This is a genomic window from Nocardia sp. NPDC058666, from assembly GCF_042714895.1.
In the GTDB taxonomy this organism is placed as follows: Bacteria; Actinomycetota; Actinomycetes; order Mycobacteriales; family Mycobacteriaceae; genus Nocardia.
In genome coordinates, this window is record NZ_JBHXRY010000006.1 from 214568 (window position 1) to 238082 (window position 23515).

The 23515-nt window shown below is 66.5% G+C and carries 24 protein-coding genes, 1 pseudogene and 1 riboswitch; of the genes and pseudogenes, 8 read left to right on the forward strand and 17 right to left on the reverse strand.

Going from position 1 to position 23515, the window contains the following annotated elements:
- Positions 1 to 22 precede the first annotated feature (22 nt).
- A riboswitch (TPP riboswitch) is annotated at positions 23 to 147 on the forward strand.
- The 3 genes from thiC (at position 139) to ACFWVD_RS17100 (ending at position 3414) form a co-directional block, all read left to right on the forward strand.
- Positions 139 to 1770, forward strand: coding sequence for a phosphomethylpyrimidine synthase ThiC (thiC, locus tag ACFWVD_RS17090; protein ID WP_379243714.1), 1632 nt, complete (start codon positions 139 to 141; stop codon positions 1768 to 1770). It overlaps the preceding riboswitch by 9 nt.
- Positions 1771 to 1969: 199 nt before the next feature.
- Positions 1970 to 2164, forward strand: a complete 195-nt coding sequence (locus ACFWVD_RS17095; protein ID WP_379243716.1) for a hypothetical protein — start codon at positions 1970 to 1972, stop codon at positions 2162 to 2164.
- 458 nt (positions 2165 to 2622) lie between these two features.
- Positions 2623 to 3414, forward strand: a complete 792-nt coding sequence (locus tag ACFWVD_RS17100) for a thioesterase family protein (RefSeq protein ID WP_379243718.1) — start codon at positions 2623 to 2625, stop codon at positions 3412 to 3414.
- Between the two features lie 85 nt (positions 3415 to 3499).
- Here the strand turns inward: ACFWVD_RS17100 and ACFWVD_RS17105 are convergent, their stop codons facing one another.
- The 10 genes from ACFWVD_RS17105 to ACFWVD_RS17150 all read right to left on the reverse strand — a co-directional run bounded on the left by ACFWVD_RS17105 (position 3500) and on the right by ACFWVD_RS17150 (position 11919).
- Entirely contained in the window at positions 3500 to 4006 is a 507-nt protein-coding gene (locus ACFWVD_RS17105) for an SRPBCC domain-containing protein (RefSeq protein WP_379243720.1), read from the reverse strand.
- Between the two features lie 15 nt (positions 4007 to 4021).
- On the reverse strand, positions 4022 to 4351 hold the full coding sequence (locus ACFWVD_RS17110; protein ID WP_379243722.1) for an ArsR/SmtB family transcription factor: 330 nt from the start codon (positions 4349 to 4351) through the stop codon (positions 4022 to 4024).
- Positions 4341 to 4772, reverse strand: coding sequence for an SRPBCC domain-containing protein (locus tag ACFWVD_RS17115; protein WP_379243724.1), 432 nt, complete (start codon positions 4770 to 4772; stop codon positions 4341 to 4343). The genes ACFWVD_RS17110 and ACFWVD_RS17115 overlap by 11 nt, the downstream gene beginning before the upstream one ends.
- Positions 4773 to 4917: 145 nt before the next feature.
- Complete coding sequence (locus ACFWVD_RS17120; RefSeq protein WP_379243726.1) at positions 4918 to 5928, reverse strand: DUF559 domain-containing protein; 1011 nt, start codon at positions 5926 to 5928, stop codon at positions 4918 to 4920.
- 93 nt (positions 5929 to 6021) lie between these two features.
- A complete protein-coding gene (locus ACFWVD_RS17125) occupies positions 6022 to 7539 on the reverse strand; it encodes an MFS transporter (protein WP_379243728.1) in 1518 nt (505 codons plus the stop codon).
- Between the two features lie 227 nt (positions 7540 to 7766).
- Positions 7767 to 8777, reverse strand: a complete 1011-nt coding sequence (locus ACFWVD_RS17130; protein ID WP_379243730.1) for an ABC transporter substrate-binding protein — start codon at positions 8775 to 8777, stop codon at positions 7767 to 7769.
- A 33-nt stretch (positions 8778 to 8810) separates the two neighbouring features.
- A complete protein-coding gene (locus ACFWVD_RS17135; protein ID WP_379243732.1) occupies positions 8811 to 9569 on the reverse strand; it encodes an ABC transporter ATP-binding protein in 759 nt (252 codons plus the stop codon).
- A gap of 91 nt (positions 9570 to 9660) precedes the next feature.
- On the reverse strand, positions 9661 to 10467 hold the full coding sequence (locus tag ACFWVD_RS17140) for an ABC transporter permease (RefSeq protein WP_379243734.1): 807 nt from the start codon (positions 10465 to 10467) through the stop codon (positions 9661 to 9663).
- A 56-nt stretch (positions 10468 to 10523) separates the two neighbouring features.
- Positions 10524 to 10937 (reverse strand): VOC family protein, encoded by a 414-nt coding sequence (locus ACFWVD_RS17145; RefSeq protein WP_379243736.1) that lies wholly within the window; start codon positions 10935 to 10937, stop codon positions 10524 to 10526.
- A gap of 343 nt (positions 10938 to 11280) precedes the next feature.
- A complete protein-coding gene (locus ACFWVD_RS17150) occupies positions 11281 to 11919 on the reverse strand; it encodes a TetR/AcrR family transcriptional regulator (protein ID WP_379243738.1) in 639 nt (212 codons plus the stop codon).
- An 89-nt stretch (positions 11920 to 12008) separates the two neighbouring features.
- Here ACFWVD_RS17150 and ACFWVD_RS17155 point away from each other — a divergent pair, with 89 nt between their 5' ends.
- Entirely contained in the window at positions 12009 to 13145 is a 1137-nt protein-coding gene (locus ACFWVD_RS17155; RefSeq protein WP_379243740.1) for an epoxide hydrolase family protein, read from the forward strand.
- 134 nt (positions 13146 to 13279) lie between these two features.
- On the opposite strand, the gene ACFWVD_RS17160 is transcribed toward ACFWVD_RS17155, so the two are convergent.
- Positions 13280 to 14422 carry a GTP-binding protein gene (locus ACFWVD_RS17160; protein WP_379243742.1) on the reverse strand — a complete coding sequence of 381 codons (1143 nt, stop codon included), beginning with the start codon at positions 14420 to 14422 and terminating at the stop codon, positions 13280 to 13282.
- Between the two features lie 78 nt (positions 14423 to 14500).
- Here ACFWVD_RS17160 and thiD point away from each other — a divergent pair, with 78 nt between their 5' ends.
- Complete coding sequence (gene thiD / locus ACFWVD_RS17165; protein ID WP_379243744.1) at positions 14501 to 15358, forward strand: bifunctional hydroxymethylpyrimidine kinase/phosphomethylpyrimidine kinase; 858 nt, start codon at positions 14501 to 14503, stop codon at positions 15356 to 15358.
- On the opposite strand, the gene ACFWVD_RS17170 is transcribed toward thiD, so the two are convergent.
- Positions 15348 to 16070 carry a TetR/AcrR family transcriptional regulator gene (locus tag ACFWVD_RS17170; protein ID WP_379243746.1) on the reverse strand — a complete coding sequence of 241 codons (723 nt, stop codon included), beginning with the start codon at positions 16068 to 16070 and terminating at the stop codon, positions 15348 to 15350. The two genes, thiD and ACFWVD_RS17170, sit on opposite strands and share 11 nt — an antisense overlap.
- A 149-nt stretch (positions 16071 to 16219) precedes the next feature.
- On the opposite strand from ACFWVD_RS17170, the gene ACFWVD_RS17175 reads away from it, so the two are divergent.
- The 3 genes and pseudogenes from ACFWVD_RS17175 (at position 16220) to ACFWVD_RS17185 (ending at position 20395) form a co-directional block, all read left to right on the forward strand.
- Entirely contained in the window at positions 16220 to 16840 is a 621-nt protein-coding gene (locus tag ACFWVD_RS17175; RefSeq protein ID WP_379243748.1) for a class I SAM-dependent methyltransferase, read from the forward strand.
- Positions 16841 to 16904: 64 nt separating this feature from the next.
- A pseudogene (locus ACFWVD_RS17180) lies at positions 16905 to 18116 on the forward strand (glycosyltransferase); the annotation flags it as partial.
- Positions 18117 to 18313: 197 nt separating this feature from the next.
- Entirely contained in the window at positions 18314 to 20395 is a 2082-nt protein-coding gene (locus tag ACFWVD_RS17185; RefSeq protein WP_379243750.1) for a glycosyltransferase family 39 protein, read from the forward strand.
- Between the two features lie 120 nt (positions 20396 to 20515).
- Here ACFWVD_RS17185 and ACFWVD_RS17190 read toward each other — a convergent pair whose 3' ends face one another.
- The 5 genes from ACFWVD_RS17190 to ACFWVD_RS17210 form a co-directional block, all read right to left on the reverse strand.
- A complete protein-coding gene (locus tag ACFWVD_RS17190) occupies positions 20516 to 21295 on the reverse strand; it encodes an SDR family oxidoreductase (protein WP_379243752.1) in 780 nt (259 codons plus the stop codon).
- Positions 21296 to 21371: 76 nt separating this feature from the next.
- Positions 21372 to 21803 (reverse strand): PIN domain-containing protein, encoded by a 432-nt coding sequence (locus tag ACFWVD_RS17195; protein WP_379243754.1) that lies wholly within the window; start codon positions 21801 to 21803, stop codon positions 21372 to 21374.
- Positions 21794 to 22000, reverse strand: a complete 207-nt coding sequence (locus ACFWVD_RS17200; RefSeq protein ID WP_379243756.1) for a DUF2191 domain-containing protein — start codon at positions 21998 to 22000, stop codon at positions 21794 to 21796. Before ACFWVD_RS17200 ends, ACFWVD_RS17195 begins: the two co-directional genes overlap by 10 nt.
- A gap of 70 nt (positions 22001 to 22070) precedes the next feature.
- The gene (locus ACFWVD_RS17205) at positions 22071 to 22685 is read right to left on the reverse strand and encodes a TetR/AcrR family transcriptional regulator (protein WP_379243758.1); all 615 of its coding nucleotides are present in this window, start codon (positions 22683 to 22685) and stop codon (positions 22071 to 22073) included.
- Between the two features lie 4 nt (positions 22686 to 22689).
- A complete protein-coding gene (locus tag ACFWVD_RS17210; protein ID WP_379243760.1) occupies positions 22690 to 23472 on the reverse strand; it encodes an enoyl-CoA hydratase family protein in 783 nt (260 codons plus the stop codon).
- Positions 23473 to 23515 lie beyond the last annotated feature (43 nt).

Below are 23515 nucleotides of genomic sequence, written 5' to 3' on the forward strand. Positions count from 1 at the left end.
GGCGGGTATCGTCGGCCAGGCAATTCACACCAACGGGGGCTCGCACCAGCGGGCTGAGAGGACGGCTAGCCCAATCGGGCGTCAGGGCCGTCGACCGTATGAACCTGACCGGGTAATGCCGGCGTAGGGAGGATTTTCATGGGCTCGAACACGTCTGTCGACACCGTCACCACAGGCCCGATCCAGGGCAGCGTCAAGCACTACAACGAGGTCGACGGCCTGCGGATTCCGGTTCGTCGCATCAATCTCACCAACGGGGAGCACTTCGACGTCTTCGACACGTCAGGCCCGTACACCGACGACAACGCGGTGATCGACCTGGAAGCCGGGCTGCCGAAGCTGCGTGCGGAATGGGAAAAGCCCGCCGTCGAAGGTCCGCGCACCCAGTTGCATTGGGCGCGTGAGGGTTTCATCACGCCCGAGATGCGGTTCATCGCCGCTCGCGAGGGTGTCTCGCCCGAGCTGGTGCGTGACGAAGTCGCGCTGGGTCGCGCGGTGATCCCGGCCAACCACAACCACCCGGAGCTCGAGCCGACCATCATCGGCAAGAAGTTCCTGGTCAAGATCAATGCCAATATCGGCAACTCGGCGGTGTCGTCGTCGATCGCCGAAGAGGTCGAGAAGATGGTGTGGGCCGCGCGGTGGGGCGCCGACACGATCATGGACCTGTCCACGGGCAAGAACATCCACGAGACCCGCGAGTGGATCCTGCGCAATTCGCCGGTCCCGATCGGCACCGTGCCGATCTACCAGGCCCTCGAAAAGGTCAACGGTGATCCCACCAAGCTGACGTGGGAGATGTACCGCGACACCGTGATCGAGCAGTGCGAGCAGGGTGTCGACTACATGACCGTGCACGCGGGCGTGCTGCTTCGCTACATCCCGCTCACCGCCAAGCGCGTCACCGGCATCGTCTCGCGGGGCGGATCCATCATGGCCGCTTGGTGTTTGGCGCATCACCAGGAATCGTTCCTGTACACGCACTTCCGTGAACTGTGCGAGATCCTGGCCAAGTACGACGTCACCTTCTCCCTCGGCGACGGCCTGCGCCCCGGCTCCATCGCCGACGCCAACGACGAGGCCCAGTTCGCCGAACTGCGCACCCTCGGCGAGCTCACCAAGATCGCGAAATCCTATGGCGTGCAGGTGATGATCGAAGGCCCCGGCCACGTGCCGATGCACAAGATCGTCGAGAACGTCCGCCTCGAGGAAGAACTGTGCGAAGAGGCGCCGTTCTACACCCTCGGCCCCCTCGCCACCGATATCGCGCCCGCCTACGACCACATCACCTCCGCCATCGGCGCCGCGATCATCGCCCAGGCGGGCACCGCGATGCTCTGCTACGTCACCCCCAAGGAACACCTGGGCCTGCCCAACCGCGACGACGTCAAGGTCGGCGTGATCACCTACAAGATCGCCGCCCACGCCGCCGACCTCGCCAAGGGTCACCCGCATGCCCAGGACCGCGACAACGAATTGTCCAAGGCCCGTTTCGAATTCCGCTGGCACGACCAGTTCGCCCTCTCGCTGGATCCCGACACCGCCCGCGAGTACCACGACGAAACCATGCCCGCCGAACCCGCCAAGACCGCGCACTTCTGCTCGATGTGCGGTCCAAGGTTCTGCTCGATGCGCATCTCCGCCGACGTGCGCGAGTACGCGGAAAAGCAGGGCCTGACCGACGTGGCCGCCATCGAGGCGGGCATGGCCGAGAAGTCCGCCGAGTTCGCCGACCAGGGCAACAAGGTCTACCTCCCGGTCGTCTCCTGACCACGGCACCACCATCGTCGACGCCCGCCCGGTCCTCGCGATCAGGCGGGCGTCGCGCTGTCTCGCACACCGGGACATCGCGCTGTTCGCTCCGCGGCACCGCGCACACCCCGGATTTCGGGGCTTTCGCTCGCCGGGGAGATCGGTAGCTTTGGTAAGCGTGTCGACCTGCCGGCACGCCTAGCACTGGAGTGAATGAATGAAGCGCATCGTCGCCGGGGCCCTCGCGGCCGCCGCCCTGTCCGTCGCCGCCCCGCTCGGCACCGCCCAGGCCGCATCCCTGCCGGTCGCCGACTCCGGCTCGTCCTCCATCGGCTGCACCTCGGACACCAGCCCCTGCGCCCTACGCCCCCTGTTCGACCTGTTCACAGCCCTGACCACGGGCAGCGCCTAAGTCCGCCAGTCCGGGCGGGGCATGTCGCTTCCGGGGGGACCGCGTAACTCGGAGTGAGACGTGTGGCCACCGCCCGACGCGGCGCCACGCCTCAGACCTGATGCCATAGTTCAGACCCGTCGCCACACGTCAGACCCGACGCCACCGGTCGAGCGCGTCGCCACCGGTCGAGCGCGTCGCCACCGGTCGAGCGCGTGGCCACCGGTCGAGCGCGTGGCCACCAGTCGAGCGCGTGGCCACCAGTCGAGCGCGTGGCCACCAGTCGAGCGCGTCGCCACCGGTCGAGCGCGTCGCCACACGTCAGACCCGCCGCCACCGGTCGAGCGCGTCGCCACACGTCAGACCCGCCGCCACCGGTCGAGCGCGTCGCCACAGGTCGGGCGCGTCGTCGCGTGGCGCATCAGTTCTCTCCCGGAGTGAGGGGCGGCGGGGTCAGGGTGCGGGGTAACGTCGGCGAGGTGGCCGAAGCCTTTTACCTAGCCGATCCCGCCGACTCCGATCGGTACATCTCGACCGAGCTCACGCGCGGCCCCTGGTCGCCGGACGCGCAGCACGCCGGACCGCCGTCCGCGCTGCTCGGGCACGTGATCGAACGGTGCGAGCCACGGCCGGGGTTCCAGGTCGGGCGGGTCGCGGTGGAGATTCTCGGGCCCGTCCCGTTGGCGCCGTTGACCGCGCACGCGAAGGTGGTGCGGTCGGGCCGCAGCGTCGAACTGATCGAGGCGACCCTGTCCTCGGAGCGTGGACCGGTGATGCAGGCCAAGGCGTGGCGGATCAAGCTGGCCGAGCCCGCCCTCGACCTCCCCGCGGAATTCCTGCCCACCGGCACCCGACCGTTCCCCGAAGCCACGGAACCCTCCCCGTTCCCGACCGATCACGAAGTCGGCTTTCACACCGGCATCGAATACCGTTTCGCCACTGGTTCTTTCGACGAACCCGGACCCGCCGTCTGCTGGATCCGCCTGAAGTACCCGATCGTCGCAGGCACCACCCCCAGCCCGCTCGAGCGCACACTCGCCGCCGCCGACTCGGGCAACGGCGTGAGCGCGGTCCTCGACTGGTCCAAGTACCTGTTCATCAACACCGACCTCACCGTCACCCTGCACCGCCAACCGATCGGCGAATGGGTGTGCCTGGACGCCATCACCCACCCCCAACCCCACGGCATCGGCCTCGCCGAATCAGCACTGTTCGACGAGACCGGACCGTTGGGCCGCAGCACCCAAACCCTGCTGCTGGCACCTCGTTAGCTTCGCGGCTTCACCAGGGTGGAGCGGCGCTGCCCAGTCGTGATGGTGGCTGCGCCGCGCGCGGAGGACACAGCGTCCGCAGCGCCTATGTACGCGGCTTCACCAAGTCGGCGTTGCCGTGCTTGAGCACCTCGGTCTCGAAGGTGCTGTCGGTGCGGAACGGGTCACCGGTGCCGGTGGTGATCAGGTCGTGCAGGCTCTTGGTGATGTAGGCGCCCCAGGCATTGGCGCACACCTCGTAGCATTCGTCGGCGGGCCGCAAACCCACGTGCGTGAACCGGATTTCGGTGCCCCCGTCGCGTTCGGAGATCTCGAAAACCACGTCGGTGTTCTCCCATTCGGCGGTGTCGTCGATGAAGGAGATGTAGGTGTCGGTCACGTGCCAGACCAGGCGCTCACCGGGGATCGACTCGGTGGTGGTCATGGTGCAGCGGTGCGCGCCAGGGACCTCGAAGCGGTAGCTGTCGCCCACGACGCCCGTGGTGCCTTCGATCGTTTCGTTCCACCAGCCGCGCACGTTGTTGATCGCTGCGAACGCCTCCTCGGGTGTCGCGTCGACAATGGTGGTCGCGGTGAAGTTGTTGTTGCTCATTGCTTTTCCTTCGGTTCAGCCGTCCAGATGCTTCCGGAGGGCGTCCAACGGCCCGTCCCAGTCACGGGCCATGGCGGCCAGAAACTGTTGAGCCACTTGCATAGGAGCGGAGTCGAGTCGGTAGCGCACCCTGCGCCGCTCCCCCGGTTCCGCGATCACCAAGCCCGCATCTGCCAGCAGGACAAGGTGTTTGGTGATCGCCTGCCGCGTGATGGGCAGACGATCGGCGAGGTCCGTCGCGGTGGCGGGCCCGTCGGCGGCGAGGGCGGCCAGCACCGCTCGCCTGCTCGGATCCGCCAGCGCGACGAAGACTCGTTCGGCGGTCGCCTCTGACTCAGGCCGCATCGAGGTACTCGACCAGCTCACCCAACTCGCTCTTCCAGCCACCGACATTGCCCTCGAACGCCTCCTTGTAGGCATCGTCGGACAGCTGCGCGAACCCGGTCTCGACTACGGTCAACCGCGTCCCCGCACCGACCGGCTCCAGCGTGAACTCCACATAGGTGCGCCGCGGATCCTCGTCGGGCAGTCCATTGATCGGCCAGGTGTACCCGAACACGCTCGGCTCCTCCACCCGCTCCACCCGAATATCCGCCGAGAACCCCTCGGTCCAGGTCATCCGCATCGCCCCACCCGGCCGCAGATCGATCTCGGCAGTATTACCGAACCAACTCGCCAGTCCCTCCGCGGTAGTAATCGCCGCCCACACCTTCTCCGGCGGATGCGCGAGCTCGACAGTCCGCACGATCTGATCAGGGAATCCCATGATGCGCTCCTCGTATATTGCAACTGACTGGTTGCAACTCAGAGTATGGCAACCGAATGGTTGCGTCAAGGGTTGGTCCGGCGTAATCGACCAATCGGCATGGCTTTCGGTCCGTTTTCCGACTGAGCGGGGCCGAAGTGGTCGATTACGCCAGTCCGCGACCGGATCGCCGACGGCGGACCACGTCCACGACTTCGTCCACGCAGTGGTCGAGGTTGCGCAGTACGTCGTGCGCGGAATAGCGCAGCACGAACCAACCATGGATCACCAACCAGTTCTGCCTGAGTCGATCATGACGGAAGTTCACCTTGTCTCGGTGGAACTCCCAGCCATCTATCTCCACCACAGTGCGACCACGATGATCGACGAAGTCGCAGGTGTAGGGGCCAACAGGTTCATTGGCCGCCAAAGGCAGATTTCGCCGGGCGAGTGCACGGGCGAACAACCGCTCGGGCTCCGACATCGGCCGCAGCGCCGCCTGTTGCAACTGTCGGCGCAAAACGGGAACTCCATGACGACGGGTTTCGCACAGGCCGGTCAATTCAGTCGGATCCACTGTGCGGCAGATCTGTTCATCGATCAGCGCATCCGCCTCTGGAGTAGGCAGCACGGTCAGACAATCGAGCACGGTTTGTGCCGCGGTGGTCACCGGCAGCTGGGCCAGGTCGTCCTTGGCATCGGCAGGCAGATCGCGGCGGTAAAGCCGCAACCAGGATGGAGTCTGCCGACGCCGGGCGACCGGCACGGTCGCCTCGAAAATCTGCGGCTCTGGCAACATCGCCCACAGCCAGGCGGCCGTTCGGTGACTCAAATGCGCGTCCGGAAGCCACTCCACGATCGCCGCGCAACGGGCCAAAGTTGTCGGCGTGCCTTCGCAGAAGACGCCAGGTAACAGGCGCACGTACCGGCCGCGACGACACCGATCACCGATCGTGCTCGACGCAACTCCCTCGGCGGCCAACTGCGCGCGGGTGACAATTCTGTCCATGCCAGGCATTCTGCGCCGGCGACTCAGGCCGATACCCCGTTCACAGCCGCCCCTGTGGATAACTTTCAAGCTGTGGATAACTGTCCACGCGGCCCCGGTACCTGCTGCTTTGCCTTCCGTCGACCGCGCGACGGGTGATGGCAGCATCGGCCCGGCGTAATCGTCCAAAACGGCGCTCGAAAGTCGGTTTTCTGTATTTTCTGCGTCCGATTGGTCGATTACGCCGGATCGACGGTATTCAGGACCTGGCAAGGTCCGCGTTCAGTGGCCGCCAGTGATCTTGAATCCCTTGGGAACCAGCCAGACGGTGACGACGGTGACCACAGCTACCACCGCGGCGGAGAGGTAGGACGTGGTGGTGAGGGCGGTGTCGAAGGCGTGGGTGGCGGCTTGGGTCAGTTGGGTGTGGGCGGGGTCGGGGAGGTCGGCGGCTACTTCGGCGGCGCCGCCGATCGAGCCGCTTGCCTGGTCGAGGCGGTCGGCGGGGACGGGGAGGTCGGTCATGTGTTGGGTGAAGATTCTGGCGTGGAGGCTGCCGAGCAGGGCTACGCCGAAGCCGATGCCTACCTCGTAGTTGGTCTCCTCGACCGCGCCTGCTTGGCCTGCCCGGTCTGCGGGGACGGCGCCGACCAGGACCGCGGCGGCTGCGGTGACGGCCATGCCGTCGCCGAGGCCGAAGGACACCAGGACCAGCGCGACCACCGGATAGGTGGTCGGCTCCGGGCTCACCGCGAGCAGCAGGAAGCCCAGCGCGACCGCGCCGAGGCCGACCCCGAGTACCGCGCGGACACCGAACTTCTCCATCAGCATCGGCGTGAGCAGGGAGGCGGTGAGCAGCGTGAGGGCTGCGGGCAGCATTCGGATGCCGGCCTGCGATGGGCTGTAGCCGTGGACGTATTGCAGCCACAGCGAGATCAGGAACATGGCCGCGCCGATCGCCATCATCGCCAGCAGGGTCGCCAGCGCGGCCGCGGTGAACGCGCCGTTGCGGAAGAGGCGTACGTCCAGCAGCGGATCTGTGGCGGTGAGCTGGCGACGGGTGAACCAGGCAAGCGCGGCGATGCCCGCTACCAGGATCGCCCAGTCCACCACGGTTGCTTCACCTTTCGCCAGATGCTTGACACCCCAGGCCAGGCAGACGATGCCGACCACCGAGGCAGCGGCGGCGAACCAGTCGAGCCTGCCCGTGTGGGGCGCACGGTATTCCGGCAGCACCCACAGCCCGACCGCCACCGTCAGCACCACCACCGGCACATTGAGCCAGAACGCCGACGCCCACCCGAAATGCTCGACCAGGTACCCGCCGACGATCGGCCCGACCGTCGCGCCCACCCCCGCCACCGCGGCCCAGATCCCGATGGCCATGGTGCGTTCCCGCACGTCGGTGAAGATGGTGCGGATCAGCGACAGCGTCGACGGCATCACCATCGCCCCACCGATCCCGAGCAACACCCGCCCACCGATCAGTTGCGCCGCACTCCCCGCCGTAGCCGCGACCACCGAAGCCACACCGAACAGCACAAACCCGCTGATGAACAACAACTTTCGCCCGACCCGATCACCGAGCGCCCCCGTGGTGATCAGCAAACCACCGAGCACGAGCCCGTAGATGTCGATGATCCACAGCTGCTCCATCGGGCCGACCTGCAGATCCTCGATCAGCGACGGCAACGCCACATTGAGGATGGTGGCATCCATCGCCACCAGCAACAGGCTCGCGCACAGCACCCCGAGCATGACCCAGCGCACCGATCCGTACGCCTCAGCACTTGTGCCCACCACTCAGCTTCACCGCCGATTCCTGGTCATGACCGATCCGCCGCTCAACCTACCGAGTCATCAGCGCTTCACCGGGGAGCCTGACCGGGCAACGAGCGAACAATGGGCGCATCACTCAGCTGTTCGCCGGGGAGCCTGACCCGGCAACGAGCGAACAGTGGGCGCGTCACGCGAACGGCGCCCGCGATCGGAGATGGATCGCGGGCGCCGATGTCCTGTGGTGCGGATTACGACTTGTCGAAGCGGGTGTCGACGAACGACTCGAAATCGACCTTGCCCGGGATGGCCTTGGCCTTGGTGAAGGCGTCGGCGATTTCCTGTTCGGACGCGATGACCTGATCGGAAAGTTCGATCGGTTGCTTGATCGAGCGGGTCCAGGTGGTGCGGGAGGCGTCGACGCTGATCTGGGTCAGTTCGGCGTACTTGGTGGACCAGGTGTCGAGGTTGTCAGCGGACCATGTGGTGGCGGCGGCGTAGCGCTGGAAGAAGTCGGCGAGGGCGGCGGATTTGCCCGCGTCGGCGACGGTTTTGTTGCCCGCTACCCAGAAGTTGTAGCCGTTGGCGGCTTGGTCGGCGGTGGCGATGGACTTGGCGCCCGATTCCTTTTCGGCGATGGCGGTGTAGGGGTCCCAGGTGGCCCAGGCGTCGACGTCGCCGCGGGTGAGCGCGGTGTAGCCGTCGCCGGGGGCGAGGTAGACCGGCTCGACATCGCTGAGCGACAGGCCTGCCTTCTGTAGTTGCAGCAGCAGGTTCGCATTGGCCGAGCTGCCCTTGTAGACGGCGACCTTCTTGCCTTTGAGTGCGGCGACGGAGCTGATGGTCGAGTCCTTGCCGACCAGGATGGCATCACCCTTGCCGGTGGCCGAGAGCGCGCCGACGATCTTGATATCCGCGTCGGCCGCCGCACCGAAAATCACTGGGGTGTTGCCTGTTTGAGCGATATCGATGCCACCCGCGCTGGCCGCTTCGACCAGCGGCAGACCGGCGGTGAAGGTGGAGAATTCGATCTTGTAGGGCAGGTTCTCCAGTTGCCCCGACGCCTTCAACAGCACCTCGATCGAAATCGCCTTCTGGTCACCGACTTTCAGTGTCACGGTGCTGAGGTCGACCGGTCCCGTAGGCGCGGCCTCGGTCGACGCGTCGTCACCGCAGGCGCTCAGGGAGAGCGCGGCGACGACGGCGAGTGCCAGACCGGTCAGACGGGACTTCGGAGTGCGTTTCACGGGAACAACTTTCATGCGTTGGATGGGGCGGATCGCGGCGCAGACGGTTCAGCGCGTGACACCGAGCAGGGCGAGCAGGTGGGTTGCGTACTCGGCAACCTCCGGCGTCGCGGCGGTGCGTGGGCGTGGCAGTTCGATGGACACATCGGCGGCGATCCGCCCCTCGTCGAGCACGAGAACGCGGTCGGCGAGCGTGATCGCTTCCAGCACATCGTGTGTCACGAGCAGCACGCCGAACTCGCGCTGGGCGTGCAGACCGAGCAGCAGATCGTGCATGGCCAGCCGGGTCAGTGCGTCGAGCGCGCCGAACGGTTCGTCGAGCAGCAGCAGGGTCGGCTCGGCCACCAATGCCCTTGCCAGTGCGGCACGTTGGGCCTCACCACCGGACAGGGTGAGCGGCCACGCGTCGGCGCGGCCCGCGAGACCGACTTCGGCGAGCAGGTCGCGGGCGGCTTGCTCGTCGGCACGTCGATTGCGCGGCTTCGGCCTCCCGAGGGCGACATTGCGCACCACCGGCTGCCACGGGATCAACCGGGGTTCCTGGAAGACGATCGTCGGTCTGCCGTCGACGGAAACCTCACCGCGAGTGGCGGTATCGAGGTCGCCGAGGATCCGCAACAGCGTGGACTTGCCGGATCCGCTGCGCCCGACCAGCGCCACGATCTCGCCCGCGCCGATCTCGAGATCGATCCCGGCGAGTACGGTGCGCTCACCGAATCGCTTGCTGAGACCGGAGATTCGCGCGGCAGCGACACGGGGCGACCGCGAGGAGATGGGCGTGACGGTGGTGGCGGCGGCAGCGGTCATGGTGTGAACCTCGCGATCGAACGGCGGCGGGTAGCGGGCCTGCCCACTCGCGGGACGGGGTGGGTCCTCGAGTCGGCGGAAAATGCGGACATCAGCGGTTCACCGCCGGGCGCCAGCGCAGGGCTCGGCGTTCGAGTAGGCGCACGATCGAGTCGGTGAGCAGGCCGAGGAGGCTGTAGACGACCAGGCCGAACACCACGATGTCGGTGCGCAGGAATTCGCGGGCGTTGTTGACCACGAAGCCCAGACCCGCACTGGCGTTGATCTGTTCGGCCACGATGAGCGAGAGCCAGGCGATGCCGAGGCTCTGGCGGGCGCCGACCAGGATCTGCGGCAGGGCACCGGGCAGGACCAGCAGGCGCAGGCGTTCGGCGAGGCCGAGGTGCAGGGCGCTGCCGAGTTCGAGCAGTTTCGGGTCGAGTTGGCGGATACCCGAGAAAGTATTGAGGTACAGCGGGAAGAACACGCCCAGCGCGATCAGGTAGACCTTGGGTTCCTCGCCGATGCCGAACCAGATGATGAACAGCGGGATCAGCCCGAACAGCGGGATGGTGCGGATCATCTGTAGCGGCGGGTCGACCGCGTACTCACCGATCTTGCTCAGGCCGGCGAGCACCCCGAGCACCAGCGCGAGCACCGCGCCGAGCGCGAATCCGTACAGTGCCCGCTGGCCGGAAACCAGCAAAGCCTCGGTGAGCTGGCCCGATCGGTAGGTTTCCAGACCCGCGTCCAGCACCGCGGACGGCGCGGGCAGCTTCTTCGACGGAATCCAGCCGCTGGTGCTGCCGAGTTGCCACACCAGCAGCAGAACGAGCGGAGACAGCGCACGCAGAAAGCCCGGGCGGCGGTACAGCGGGGTCCGTCGCTCGTCGGTTTCGGTGGGCCTGTCCAACAGCATGTGTGCATGGTCCCGCCCGGCTGCCCACGCCAACAGGGTTCAAATCACCTCGAGGGTTACCCCGTGCCCCGACTCGAGATCTGTTGGACGCCCCAGGAGTTGCCGTCCGGGTCGTTGAAGAAGACGAAACCGACGTTGTCGAGGGGGTCAGGGACCGGGCGCGGATTCTTGCCCAACTCTTGGATATCGGTGACCTCGACACCACGCGCCACGAGTTCGGCATGCGCCTGCTCGATATCCGGAACAACGAGTTGCAGGCCCTTCAGCGAGCCCGGCGGCATATGCGGAACCGCGCCCTTACCGATAACGATCGAACACCCCGACCCCGGCGGCGTGAGCTGCACGATCCGCACCTCGTCGGAGATCACAGTGTCATGATCGACGACGAAGCCGAGCTGCCGCGCATAGAAATCCTTGGCCCGATCGATATCGGAAACCGGCACCACCACAACCTCGAGCGTCCAGTTCACAACGCGCCTCCGCGTACTAGTCCAGGTAACCCCCAAAGTCTGCCACCCACCACCTTCTCAGGCCGGGTAATCACCCGGACGTCCCGCTCAAAGGGCCCACACCTTTCCGATCCGAGTAACCCCCGACAAGGCCCGACCCAAAGAGACAGCGCCTTTTCGGTCCGGGAAATCACCAGGAAGTCCCTACCAAAGGGCCCCGCCCTGATCTGGACTGACCGGAGGGTGCGACGAAGGAGTACCCGCAGGGAGGGAAGATCAGGGCCCCTTGGGGCCCGCTCGAGCGCGCCAGCGCTCCAAAAACACAGCAAAAGGTACAGCCGACCCGGACCCGGTAAACCCCGGCTCAGGACCTCCGTTCCCACCGCCAAGCGAACTCACCGGCAGCAGGCGCAGGCCCCGGCAGCTCCCCCTCGACAGCAAGCCCATCAACCATCACCGCAAGAACCCGCCGCCGCAACTCACCAGTGCGCACCGGATCAGGCACAGAAACAGCCGAGCAAGCCTCGAGAATCAACCCCAGATCGAGCGCATTGACGTCAGCCCGCAACCGCCCACTGGCATGAGCCCGACGAACCAACTCCTCGGTCACCTCACCGGAGTGCATCACGTCCGGCAGCATCGTTTCATCAGGAGTGAAGGTGCCCGCGAGATGCACGGTGAGCGAGTGCACATCAGCTTCGACCACCCGCTCCAAAAACCCGACGAACCCCCGCCACCCATCCGAATCCTCCAGCGCCACATCAGCTTCCGCGTTGTACCGCCGCAACCCTTCATGACACAGCGTGCGCAGCAACACCTCCTTGCTCGGATATCGCCGGTAGAGCGCACTGATGCCGACCCCGGCCCGTTCGGCGACGGCCGCGATCGGCGCGTTCGGATCGTCGAGAAACACCGCGCGAGCAGCCTCGAGGATCAACCCGTCGTTGCGGGCCGCCTGCGCCTTACGACCGGCCAACCGGGGTGCGGATTCGCTCTTCGTCATGAATATCAGCCTACCACTTGAAACGGAATGATCCGTTCTGCTACGGTTGGAACAGAACGAAACATTCCGTTTCACCAACAGGAGTCGACATGACCGCCATCACGCCCTTCACCATCGACATCCCGCAGGCCCGTCTCGACGACCTCGCCGCCCGCCTGCGCAACGCCCTCTACCCCGACGAGCTGTCCGGCGTCGGCGATGCCTACGGCGTGCCGCTCGGTCGCGTGCAGGAGCTGGCGAAGTACTGGCTCGAGGAGTTCGATTGGCGCGCACTGGAATCCGAGCTCAACGCCTACCCCCAGTTCACCGCCGAGATCGACGGCGAGGACATCCACTTCCTGCACATCCGCTCGTCGCGCCCCGACGCCACCCCGGTGATCCTGACCCACGGCTGGCCGGGCTCGGTCCTGGAATACCTCGACGTGATCGCCCCGCTCACCGAGCCCGAATCGGCCGATCAGCCCGCGTTTCACCTGGTCATCCCGTCGCTGCCCGGCTTCGGCTTCTCCGGCCCCACCCGCAGCACCGGCTGGAACCGCTACCGCACCGCCCGCGCCTGGGCCGAACTGATGGCGCGTCTGGGCTACCAGCGTTACGGCGCGATCGGCAATGACGGTGGTTCGATGGTGTCGCCCGAGATCGGCCGGATCGCGCCGGAGAACGTGATCGGTGTGCACGTCACCCAGCTGTTCTCGTTCCCGTCCGGCGACCCGGCCGAGTTCGAGGGCCTGTCGGAAGGGGATATGGCTGCGCTGCAACATCTTCAGTGGTTCCACGAGAACAAGATGGCGTTCAACACCCTGCACAGCCAGCAGCCACAGACCCTGGCGTACGCGCTGGCGGACTCCCCGATCGGCCTGCTCGGCTGGAACTCGCAGCTGTTCGGCGAAGCGTTGGACGCGCAGTTCGTGATCGCGAATGTGGCGCTGTACTGGCTCACCGGGACCGCGGGTTCGTCGCTGCGGTTCTACTACGAGGACGCGCACGCCACCGAACAGCCGACCGAGCCGACGACGGTCCCGACCGGGCTGGCCATGTTCGCCGGCGATTTCCAGTCCATCCGCCGGTTCGCCGACCGCGACCACAGCAACATCGTGAGCTGGAATTCCTACGACACCAGCAGCGACCAGGGCGGCGCGAACGACGCGGCCGGTCACTACTCCGCGCACGAGGCTCCGGAAGTGCTGGTCAACGACATTCGCGGGTTCTTCACCGGACTCGCCTGAATCGCCGACGCAGCCGAGGCCGCATTGCCCGCAGGACCAGATGCCGCGGCCCACGCTCCCCTCATCGGCGCGTGGGTCGCGGCCCATTCGAATCATGCACCAGCACAGTGTGATACGCGTGCCGAAGAGACCGATCAGTGATCGGAATGCAGCGCACCCCAGGCGGGGAAGGGATCGGGATAGCCGGTCCACGCGCTCGCGCCCGCCGCGAATTCCGCGTCGGTGAGCAGCGCGGCGTTCAGGTCGCGCCGAACCCCAGCGGCGTCGAGCCGCACCCCGATGAACACCAACTCCTGGCCCGCCGGAACTTCGAGCTCCGACCACCACGCGCCGGGTTCGAAAGTGATATTCGGACCGGCCTGCGACCAGATCGCTGCCAGCTCAGGGCGACTCGCAATCCAGCAGAATCCTTTGCTGCGCAACATGCCGCGCATCCCGGCCAACACATCAGCCAAACGCTGTGGATGGAACGGCTTTTCGGCGATGAAGGTGAGGCTGCTGATCCCGTATTCCTCGGTCTCGGGAGTGTGTCCACCCGCCAATTCCTGCGCCCAGCCGTCGGATTCGGCCGACACCTCGGGGTTGTAGCGGCCGGTGGCCAGCACTTCGGACAGGTCGACAACGCCCTTCTCGGTGCGCAGTACGTGTGCTCGCGGGTTGAGTTTGCGTACGGTCGCCTCGACGGTGGCGGCGGCGTTCGCACTGACCAGGTCGGTTTTGTTGATCAACAGCACGTCGGCGAACTCGACTTGGTCGACCAGCAGGTCCGCGATACTGCGCGAATCACCCTCGCCTGCTTCGAGATTGCGCTCGGCCAGCGCCTCCCCGCGAACCAGTTCAGCCAGGAAGGTCGAGGCGTCGACCACGGTCACCATCGTGTCGAGGCGGGCGAGGTCGCCGAGGCGGAAGCCGTCGTCGAACTCCCAGTCGAAGGTGGCGGCCACCGGCATGGGTTCGGAGATGCCGGTGGACTCGATCACCAACTGGTCGAAACGGCCGTCGCGGGCCAGGCGGGCCACGGCCTCGATCAGGTCCTCGCGCAGGGTGCAGCAGATACAGCCGTTGGTGAGTTCGACCAGCTTTTCCTCGGTGCGGTCGAGGTGCCCCTGGCCCGCGACCAGCGCCGCGTCGATATTGACCTCGCTCATGTCGTTGACGATCACCGCGACGCGGCGGCCTTCGCGGTTGGCGAGGATGTGGTTGAGCAGCGTGGTCTTGCCCGCGCCGAGAAAACCGGACAGGACGGTGACGGGCAGCGGTGTCGGAGAGTTGGTCACGAGTTAATGATAATGGTTTTCATTTACTTCTGCGCGGGTGGGGTCTCGGAACCCGGCGCACGGTCGTAGGGTTGGGGCGTGAAGATGTTGCCGCTGACCCCCGATGGCCAGACACCCGTTCGCGCGCTCACCATCGCGGGCACCGACTCCGGCGGCGGTGCGGGCATCCAGGCCGATTCGCGAACCATGGCACTGTGCGGGGTGCACGCGTGCGTGGCGGTTGCCGCGGTGACGGTGCAGAACACGGTGGGGGTCAGTGGTTTTCACGAGATTCCGGCGCACGTTGTTGCCGATCAGGTGCGTGTGGTGGTGCGCGATATCGGCATCGGCGCGGCCAAGACCGGGATGCTGGCGTCGACCGCGATCATCGAAGCTGTTGCGGGAGTGTGCCGTGAGCTCGGAATCGGGCGCGACGGGACCATTCCGTTGGTGGTCGACCCGGTGGCCGCTTCCATGCACGGCGATCCGCTGCTGCACGCGGAAGCCCTTGAGGCAGTGCGCAATACGTTGATTCCATTGGCCACTGTCGTCACGCCGAACCTCGACGAGGTGCGACTGATCACCGGCATCGAAGTGGTCGACGACATGACCGCGCGCAAGGCCGCCGAAGCCTTGCACGCGCTGGGTGCGCGGTGGGCGATCGTGAAGGGCGGGCATCTGCGCGCGTCGGAATTCAGCACCGATCTGCTCTATGACGGCGATACGTTCCGCGAGTTCACCGCGCTGCGGATCGCCACCGGCAACGATCACGGCGGCGGTGACACTCTGGCGGCGGCGCTTGCCAGCGCGCTCGCCCACGGGTACTCGGTGCCCGACGCGGTGGAGTTCGCGAAGGAGTGGACCTACCGATGCCTGGCCGCCTCGTACGACCTCGGCGCAGGTCACGGGCCTGTGTCGCCGCTATGGAGACTCCACAGCGGGTCAACTACGCACTGAACGCGTCGCGCAACGGTTCAGCGGGGTCGATCGCGACTCCGTTGAACCGGGCGTGCGCCTGCGCCAACGCCAAGATACTTTCCGCCAGATAATCGATGAACCGCTCGACCGGCATCACCGACACCTCGCGCTGATTCGCGCCCAACCACCAGTCCGTCGCCGAGGCCACCGCGCCGAAAATCGAATAGTTCACCAGTTCGATCCCGGTCACATCGATGGACTCCGTCGGCACCAGTCCGGCGAAGAATTCCGCTGCGCGCCTTGCGGATTGGCGTGCGGCTTCCAACGCGCGTTCGGTTTCCTTGGCCTGCTGACTGAAATGGCTGTGCAGCATGAACCGGAAGACATTGGGGTGTTCCGACACCACCGCCACGTATTCCACGGCGGCGGTGTGCACGAGTTCGGCGATCGAATCGTCGGTGAGGTTCACGCTGGTGAGCACGCGCTCCCAGAGCATGTCGCGCACGCGGTCCACGATCGCGTTGTAGAGGTCGGTCTTGTCCTCGAAATGGCGGTACAGCTTCGGCTTGGCGGCGCCGGCTTCCTTGGCGATATCGCCCATGCTCACATCGGGGCCGACCAGGTCCAGTGCCCGGAACGCGGCGTCGACGAATTCGATGCGCACCTGCACGCGATGTTCGCGCCACCGCTCGGTCCTTGCGTCGACGCGACGACGCGGCGCCTCGTCCGTCTTGGGGTAACCGCGCGTCACGCAAGTAATAGTAGGCGGACCGCACTGCTGGTTACGCATCCCGTCGAGACCGGGAACACATTTGCTGAAACAGCAAGCTTTCTGGCGGTGATCCGGGGTCTGGATGCACTATCGATCAGGCCGTTAACCTTGACCGATCAGGAGTATCGATGACCGAGACCGTGGCAAACGCCGAAGAGTTCTGGGAAGACTTCTACCGCGAGCGCGAGCAGGTCTGGACCGGCAACCCGAACCCGCTGCTGGTGCGCGAGGTCTCCGAGCTCGCGCCGGGCACGGCCTTGGACCTGGGCTGCGGCGAGGGCGCGGACGCGATCTGGTTGGCCAAGCGCGGGTGGCAGGTCACCGCGGTCGACATCTCCGAGACCGCGATGCGGCGCGGTGCACAGCGGGCGACCGACGTGACGATCACCTGGGAACGCCATGACCTGCAGGTCAGCTTCCCGGACGGCACGTTCGACCTGGTGTCCGCGCAGTTCCTGCACTCGCCGGTGGAACGCCCCGACGAGCGGGCGGGCATTCTGCGCAGTGCGGCCGCGGCCGTCGCGCCGGGTGGGGTGCTGGTGATCGGCGCGCACGCGGCCGCGCCGAGCTGGGCTTCCAGTCAGATGCACGCGCACGTGTTCCCGACCATCGAGCAGGTGCTCGAGCAGCTAGAGCTCGGCCCCGAGTGGCGGGTCGAGACCGCCGAGCTCGTGCACACGCCCTCGACCAGCCCGGACGGGGTGGTCGGCGAGCGCGCGGACAGCGTGCTGCGGTTGCGTCGGGGCTAGATCCCCAGCAACCTCCCAGGTCGGTCCCAGCTCGGTGGCAGCGCCGCCGTCGAGTGTGGATCGCATGACTCAGACCGAGGCCGAGCCACCGGCCGGACAGAGCAGCCGCGCGCCGGTGCTCGACGTGGTGATACCCGTGTACAACGAAGAGGTCGATCTGGGCCTGTGCGTGCGCAGGTTGCACGCCTACCTGCGCGCCGGATTTCCGTTCACCGCCCGCATCACCATTGCCGACAATGCCAGCACCGACGCCACCCTCGCGGTCGCCGAGGCGCTGGCCGCCGAACTCGATGGTGTCGAGGTGCTGCACCTGGACGCCAAGGGGCGCGGGCGGGCACTGCGCACCGCATGGGAAAGCTCGGATGCGGCGGTGGTCGCGTACATGGATGTCGACCTGTCGACCGATCTGGACGCACTGCTGCCGCTGGTCGCGCCGCTGGTGTCGGGGCATTCCGATCTCGCGATCGGCACGCGACTGGACTCCTCGGCTCGCGTGGTGCGCGGACCTCGACGTGAGATCATTTCCCGCTGCTACAACCTGCTTTTGAGAACTACTCTGCGCGCGGGCTTTTCGGATGCGCAATGCGGATTCAAAGCGGTGCGGACCGAGGTCGCGCGCGAGCTGCTGCCGTTGGTGCGCGATGGGGAATGGTTCTTCGATACCGAGCTGCTGGTGCTTGCCGAGCGGGCCGGGTTGCGGATTCACGAGGTGCCTGTCGACTGGATCGACGATCCCGACAGTCGAGTCGACATCTTGGATACCGCGCGCAAGGATCTGCGTGGGATATGGCGGTTGACCAGGGCATTGACCACCGGCGCCCTTCCATTGGACGAGTTGCGGGCCGCCGTCGGGCGTGAGCCGTTGGTCGCCGGGGTGCCGCTCGGGATGGTCGGGCAGGTGGTGCGGTTCGCGATCGTCGGGGTGGGGTCGACGGTGGCCTACATGGTGTTGTTTCTGCTGTTGCAGCCGTTGGTCGGCGGGCAGGGGGCGAACCTGGTGGCGTTGCTGGTGACCGCGGTGGGCAATACCGCCGCCAACCGGGCCTTCACTTTCGGGGTGCGAGGACGCGGGGACGCGATCTCGCACCAGTTCCAGGGGTTGCTGATCTTCGGGTTCGGACTGGCGGTCACCAGCGGCTCGCTGTTCGCGCTGCACCGCTGGGCTCCTGACGCGCCTGTCGCGGTGGAGCTGACCGTGCTGATCGCCGCGAACCTCGTCGCCACACTGGCTCGGTTCGTCGGCTTGCGCTGGGTGTTTCGGCACGCGGGACGGCGAGTCAGGCACAACGAGCCGGGGCGGCAAGCTGTTCGCAGCACGTTGGCCGAAGGTGACTCTGACAGCACCACAACGGTTTTCGAGGCATCTGGCCGCACCGCTGTTGACTGCGACAGCACTTCCGCAGGTCAGTCGCACCGACCTCACGCGCGCCGCTCGGATCTGGCAGCGCGTTCGACCGTTCAGGAGGTGCGCCGATGACCACCACCATCGCCCCATCTTCACCGATCGAGCTCGAGCCCACAGCGCCGTCCCGAAAGCGTTGGGAGCGGCCCGCATTGGCTGTTCTGCTCCTGGGCACATTGGTCGCCTATCTCATCAACCTGAGCGCGAATGGCTGGGCCAATGATTTCTATGCCGCTGCGGTGCAGGCAGGTTCGCAATCGTGGACCGCGTTCTTCTTCGGCTCGTCCGATGCCGCGAACTCGATCACCGTGGACAAACCGCCCGCTTCGCTGTGGGTGATGGAACTTTCGGTGCGGTTGTTCGGGCTCAACAGTTGGAGCATGTTGGTTCCGCAGGTGCTGCTCGGCGTGGGCAGTGTCGCGGTGCTGTGGGCGACGGTGCGTAGGTCGTTCGGACCTGCCGCGGCGTTGATCGCCGGGACTGTGCTCGCGGTGACTCCTGTTGCGGTGCTGATGTTTCGGTTCAACAATCCCGAAGCGCTGCTGGTATTTCTGATGACGGCGGCCGCGTGGGCGATGACGCGCGCTGTCGCGGATGGGCGGTGGCGATGGCTGCTGCTCACCGGTGCGCTGATCGGCTTCGGGTTCCTCGCCAAGCAGTTGCAGGTGCTGTTGGTGGTGCCGCCGTTGGCGTTGACGTATCTGATCGCCGGGCCGCCGAAGCTGGGTAAGCGGGTCGCGCAGTTGTTCGCGGCCGGTGCGGCGATGGTGGTCGCGGCGGGCTGGTGGTTGCTGGCGGTCGAGCTGTGGCCTGCGGGTTCACGGCCGTGGATCGGTGGGTCGCAACATAATTCGATCATCGAGCTCACCCTCGGGTACAACGGGCTCGGGCGGTTGAACGGCAACGAGACCGGCAGCGTCGGGCCTGGCGGTGAACTGCCTGCCGGCGGGAACGGGATGTGGGGTAGCACCGGGATCACCCGGATGTTCGATGCCGCGCAGGGTGGTCAGATCGCGTGGTTGATTCCGGCGGCGTTGGTCGCGCTCGTGGTCGGGCTCGTGTTGTGCGGGCGGGCCCCGCGCACCGATCGTCGACGAGCTGCGCTGATCCTGTGGGGCGGTTGGCTTTTCGTCACCGGGGTGGTATTCAGCTTCATGGCGGGGATTTTTCATCAGTACTACACGGTGGCGCTGGCGCCTGCGGTTGCGGCACTGGTGGGGATCGGGGCTGTGCAGATCTGGGGTGCTCGTGATCGGTTGTGGGTGCGGTGCGCGGGTGCCGTCACCATCGGGCTCACCACGGCGACCGCGTGGATGTTGTTGTCGCGCAGCGCTTCCTTCCAGCCGTGGTTGCGCTGGAGCATTCTGGTGGTCGGTGTCATCGCCGCCGTTGCCTTCCTGTTCCCGCCGGCGCGCAAGCGGTCGGTGATCGTCGCGGTGGCGGCGGCGTTCATCGGACTCGCCGGGCCGATCGCCTACTCCGTCGACACCCTCGCGTCCGCGCACTCCGGGGCGATTCCGATCGCGGGGCCCAATGTTGGTGGGATGCACGGGATGCGACCTGGCGGAGACGATGGACCGATGGGGATGATGCCCGGCGATGGCACTCGTCCTGACGGCAACAGCCCCGGTGGAGCTGTACCCGGCGGCACTCCTCCGAATGGAAACCCCGGCACTGCGGACGACGGCCGCGCCGCGCGGAACGGCGCATCAACCGGTGGCGCGACAGACGGCACTGCGCAGGGTGGGATCTCGATCGGTGGTGACCAGCGGATGGGTGGTGCCGGTGGCCTACTCGGCGGGTCGAAGCCGAGCGAGCAGATCGTCACCCTGCTCGAGGCGAACGGCGACGCCTACACCTGGGTCGCGGCGACGGTCGGTTCCAACAGCGCCGCCGGGTATCAGCTCGCCACCGAACTCCCGGTCATGCCGATCGGCGGCTTCAACGGCAGCGACCCGTCCCCCACCCTCGAACAGTTCCAGCAATACGTCGCCGACGGCAAGGTCCACTACTTCATCGCAGGTGGGCGAGGCGGACCCGGCGGAAACAGCGAGTCGACCAGCTCGGCGATCACCGCCTGGGTGACGGCGAACTACACCGAGACGGTCGTCGACGGGGTAACCCTCTACGACCTCACCCAACCGAAGTCGTAACCCATCAGGAAATCCCGGACGTACGCACAGGCCGGGCCCGGCCGATCATTCCGATCAGCCGGGCTCAGTCTGCGCTTTCCCTCGGAGGTCGGCCGACTCGGAGCCGCTTCATGCCCAGCGTCAGCGAGCGGCGGGGACCGTCGCGGCGATCCACTCGGCGAAGGACGGACCGGCCAGGGTGGCGTGCGGGGACGGCAGCAGGGTGCCGTTCTCGAATTGCTCGCGGTCGGGGTTGGCGTCGTCGGAGGTTTCGATGATCTGCAGGGCATCGCCGCGAGCCGCGACCAGCGTGGCGGCCGCGGATGCCATCGTCTCCGGCTGCGGACCCGCGATCTCGGGGAACGGAATATCCTCAGCGGCAATCGGATTCGTGGCCAGATCGACCAGCGCCTCGGCAACAGTCCGCGCGGCAACCAGCTGGGTGCGCATCCCCTGGACGTAAGCAACATCGCCCTGGGTACCCCACCCGACCATCACCTCGACCAACTCATGGAACTGCGCCGCCCGCAGAATCTGAACCGGCAGCACACCTTTGAGCAATTCCTGCTCATGCGCGAGCTTGGCGGCGTTGTACCCGGCGAGCGAACCATCGATCCCGATAATCGACACCACCACCAGCCGCTCGACCCCGGCCCGCTCCCCCGCCGCATGCAGATTCCGCGCGGAAGCGGTGAAGAACTCGGTCGCAACCTGCTGATCGGCCGAAGGGGTACTCGACGCGTCGATAACAATGTCGACGCCGGTCAGCGCCTCATCCAGCCCCGCACCGCTCTCGATGTCGACACCGTTCGCCCGGGAGAAAGCAACAACCTCATGCCCACGCTCGACCAGCACATCCACCACATGCCGCCCCAACCGCCCGGTCGCGCCCGCCACCGCAATCTTCTTCTGCTCCACCATGATTCCACTCCTTCGTCGCTTCTTTTCGCGTTCACAGAGTCGACGAAGCAGCCGAACGAAGTGTGACATCCCCTGGTCAGGAGGTTTCGAGAGTCCCCCGCGGTGCGACCCAGCGATGATTGAGGTCGACTACCGATGCGACCGTTTCGAAATCGGAGTCGTAGTGGAACAGGACGAGACGATGTTCTACCGCGAGAACCGACGCGAGCAGGTCGTGGATGCCGACCGCTCGGTGGCGCCCCGACCGTGCGAGTTCGCGCTGGATAGTGAAGGCACTGGCCCAGTGCTCGTCATTCGTGGGCAAATGTTCGTAGGCCGCCCGGCGACGGAAGCGGATCTGCTCGTATTCGGCAGGGCTACGGGCGCTGTAGAGCGCCTCGGAATCGAGCGGTGCGCAGGTGGCGATCAATCCGGCCTCGATCAGCGGTCCGAGCGTGGCCGCCACGTCCGGATGGCGCATTCGGGCCGCCGCGCTGGTGTCGATGAGATAGCGCGCCGTTATCGCCATACGTCGTCGCGCCGATCCTTGTCGGCCATTTCGGCCATGCCCCCGCTGACCAACCATTCGACCTCACTGGCGCGCGCATGCGCCACCACGGCCGAGTTCAACGCGGCGCGAACAGTATCGGAGACGCCGGCTGTCCCGAGTGCGTCCTGCGCGGACTCGAGTAGCTCGTCGTCGATCTCGATCAGTCGCTTGGTCATCGCACAATCCCTCGATATATATTCCCCCATGACCGAACTATATACCCTGGAAAGGGCAGGTCACAAGGGTTCAGTGGGACAGATTCAGGGCGGCGTGGAGGGTGGCGGCCCACTGGTCGACGATGAGTTTGCGGCGGGCGGAGTCGTCGGTGAGGACGTCGGCGAGGCCTAGGCCGCGGGCCAGGTCGAGGGTGGCTTGGACAAGGTGGTGGGTCACGGGGTCGGAGTCGTCCACGCCGAGGGCTTCTACCGCGCGGCGGTGGGAGGTGCGGCCGAAGCGGGCTTCCAGGGGGAGGATGCGTTCGCGCAGGGCCGGGTCGGCGGCGGCGTGGGTCCAGACCTGTAGGGCCGCTTTGAAGAAGGGGGTGGTGTAGGACTCGACTAGGGCGGAAACTACTGCGCGCGTACGGCCTTCGCCTTGGGCTACCGCTTTCACGGATTCGGCTTCGGCTTTGGCCTGGTCCATGCGGAACTCGAACATGTACTCGAGTGCGGCGGTGATCAGTTCTTCGCGGGTGGGGAAATGGTGTTGGGCCGCGCCGCGCGACACCCCGGCCCGTTCGGCGACCACCGACACGGTGGCCGCTGCCCAGCCGGTTTCGGCCAGGCAGTCGATGGTCGCCTCCAGCAGCCGCTGCCGGGTGGCCCGGCTGCGGTCCTGCTTGGGTTCGTGGGGTGTGGCCATCGGACTATTGTGCCCAGCTGGGCGGGCGCTTCTGGAAGAAGGCGGTCATGCCCTCGATCACTTCGGGGGTGCCGAAGAACCCAGCCGACCGCTTCGCCAGCGTCTCGGCTTCGGCGTCGAACTCCGCGAGCAGGGCCGCGTTGACCAACTTCTTCGACTCCGCCAGACCCTGCGGCGAACCCTTGCGCAGCTCTCCACACAGGCGTTTCACCTCTGCGGCGGCATCGGCGGCGGCCACGGTGATGAGCCCGATCTCCTGCGCGATCGTCGCGTCGAACTTCTCGCCGGTGAGGTAGTAGCGGCTCGCCGCGCGCGGGGACAGCCGCGGCAGCAGGGTGAGCGAGATCATGAACGGCGCCATCCCGATGCGCACCTCGGTGAGCGCGAAACTGCTGCCCGGCCCCGCGACGACCAGGTCGCAGGCCGCGATGATGCCCATGCCGCCGGCGCGCACGTTGCCGTCGATCCGGGCGAGTACCGGCTTGGGCGAGCCGACGATGCCGCGCAGGACGTCGATCATGACGCGGGTGCGCTCGTCGGCGGCGGTGGCCGGATCGGCCGTGGTCGCCTCTTTGAGATCCGCACCGGCACAGAAGGTGTCGCCGGTATGGGCGAGCACGATGCCGCGCACGGCCGGATCATCGTTGGCTGCGGTCAGACCTGCGACGAGTTCGCGAACGAGCTTGGACGACAGCGCGTTCCGGTTGTGCGGGGAATCGAAGGTCAGCGTGGCGAACCCGTCGACAACCTCATAGCGCACGAACGGCGCCTCGGTCGGCTCGGTCATCGAAGCTCCTAGTCTCGGTGCGGCCCGCCCGATCAGACGGGCC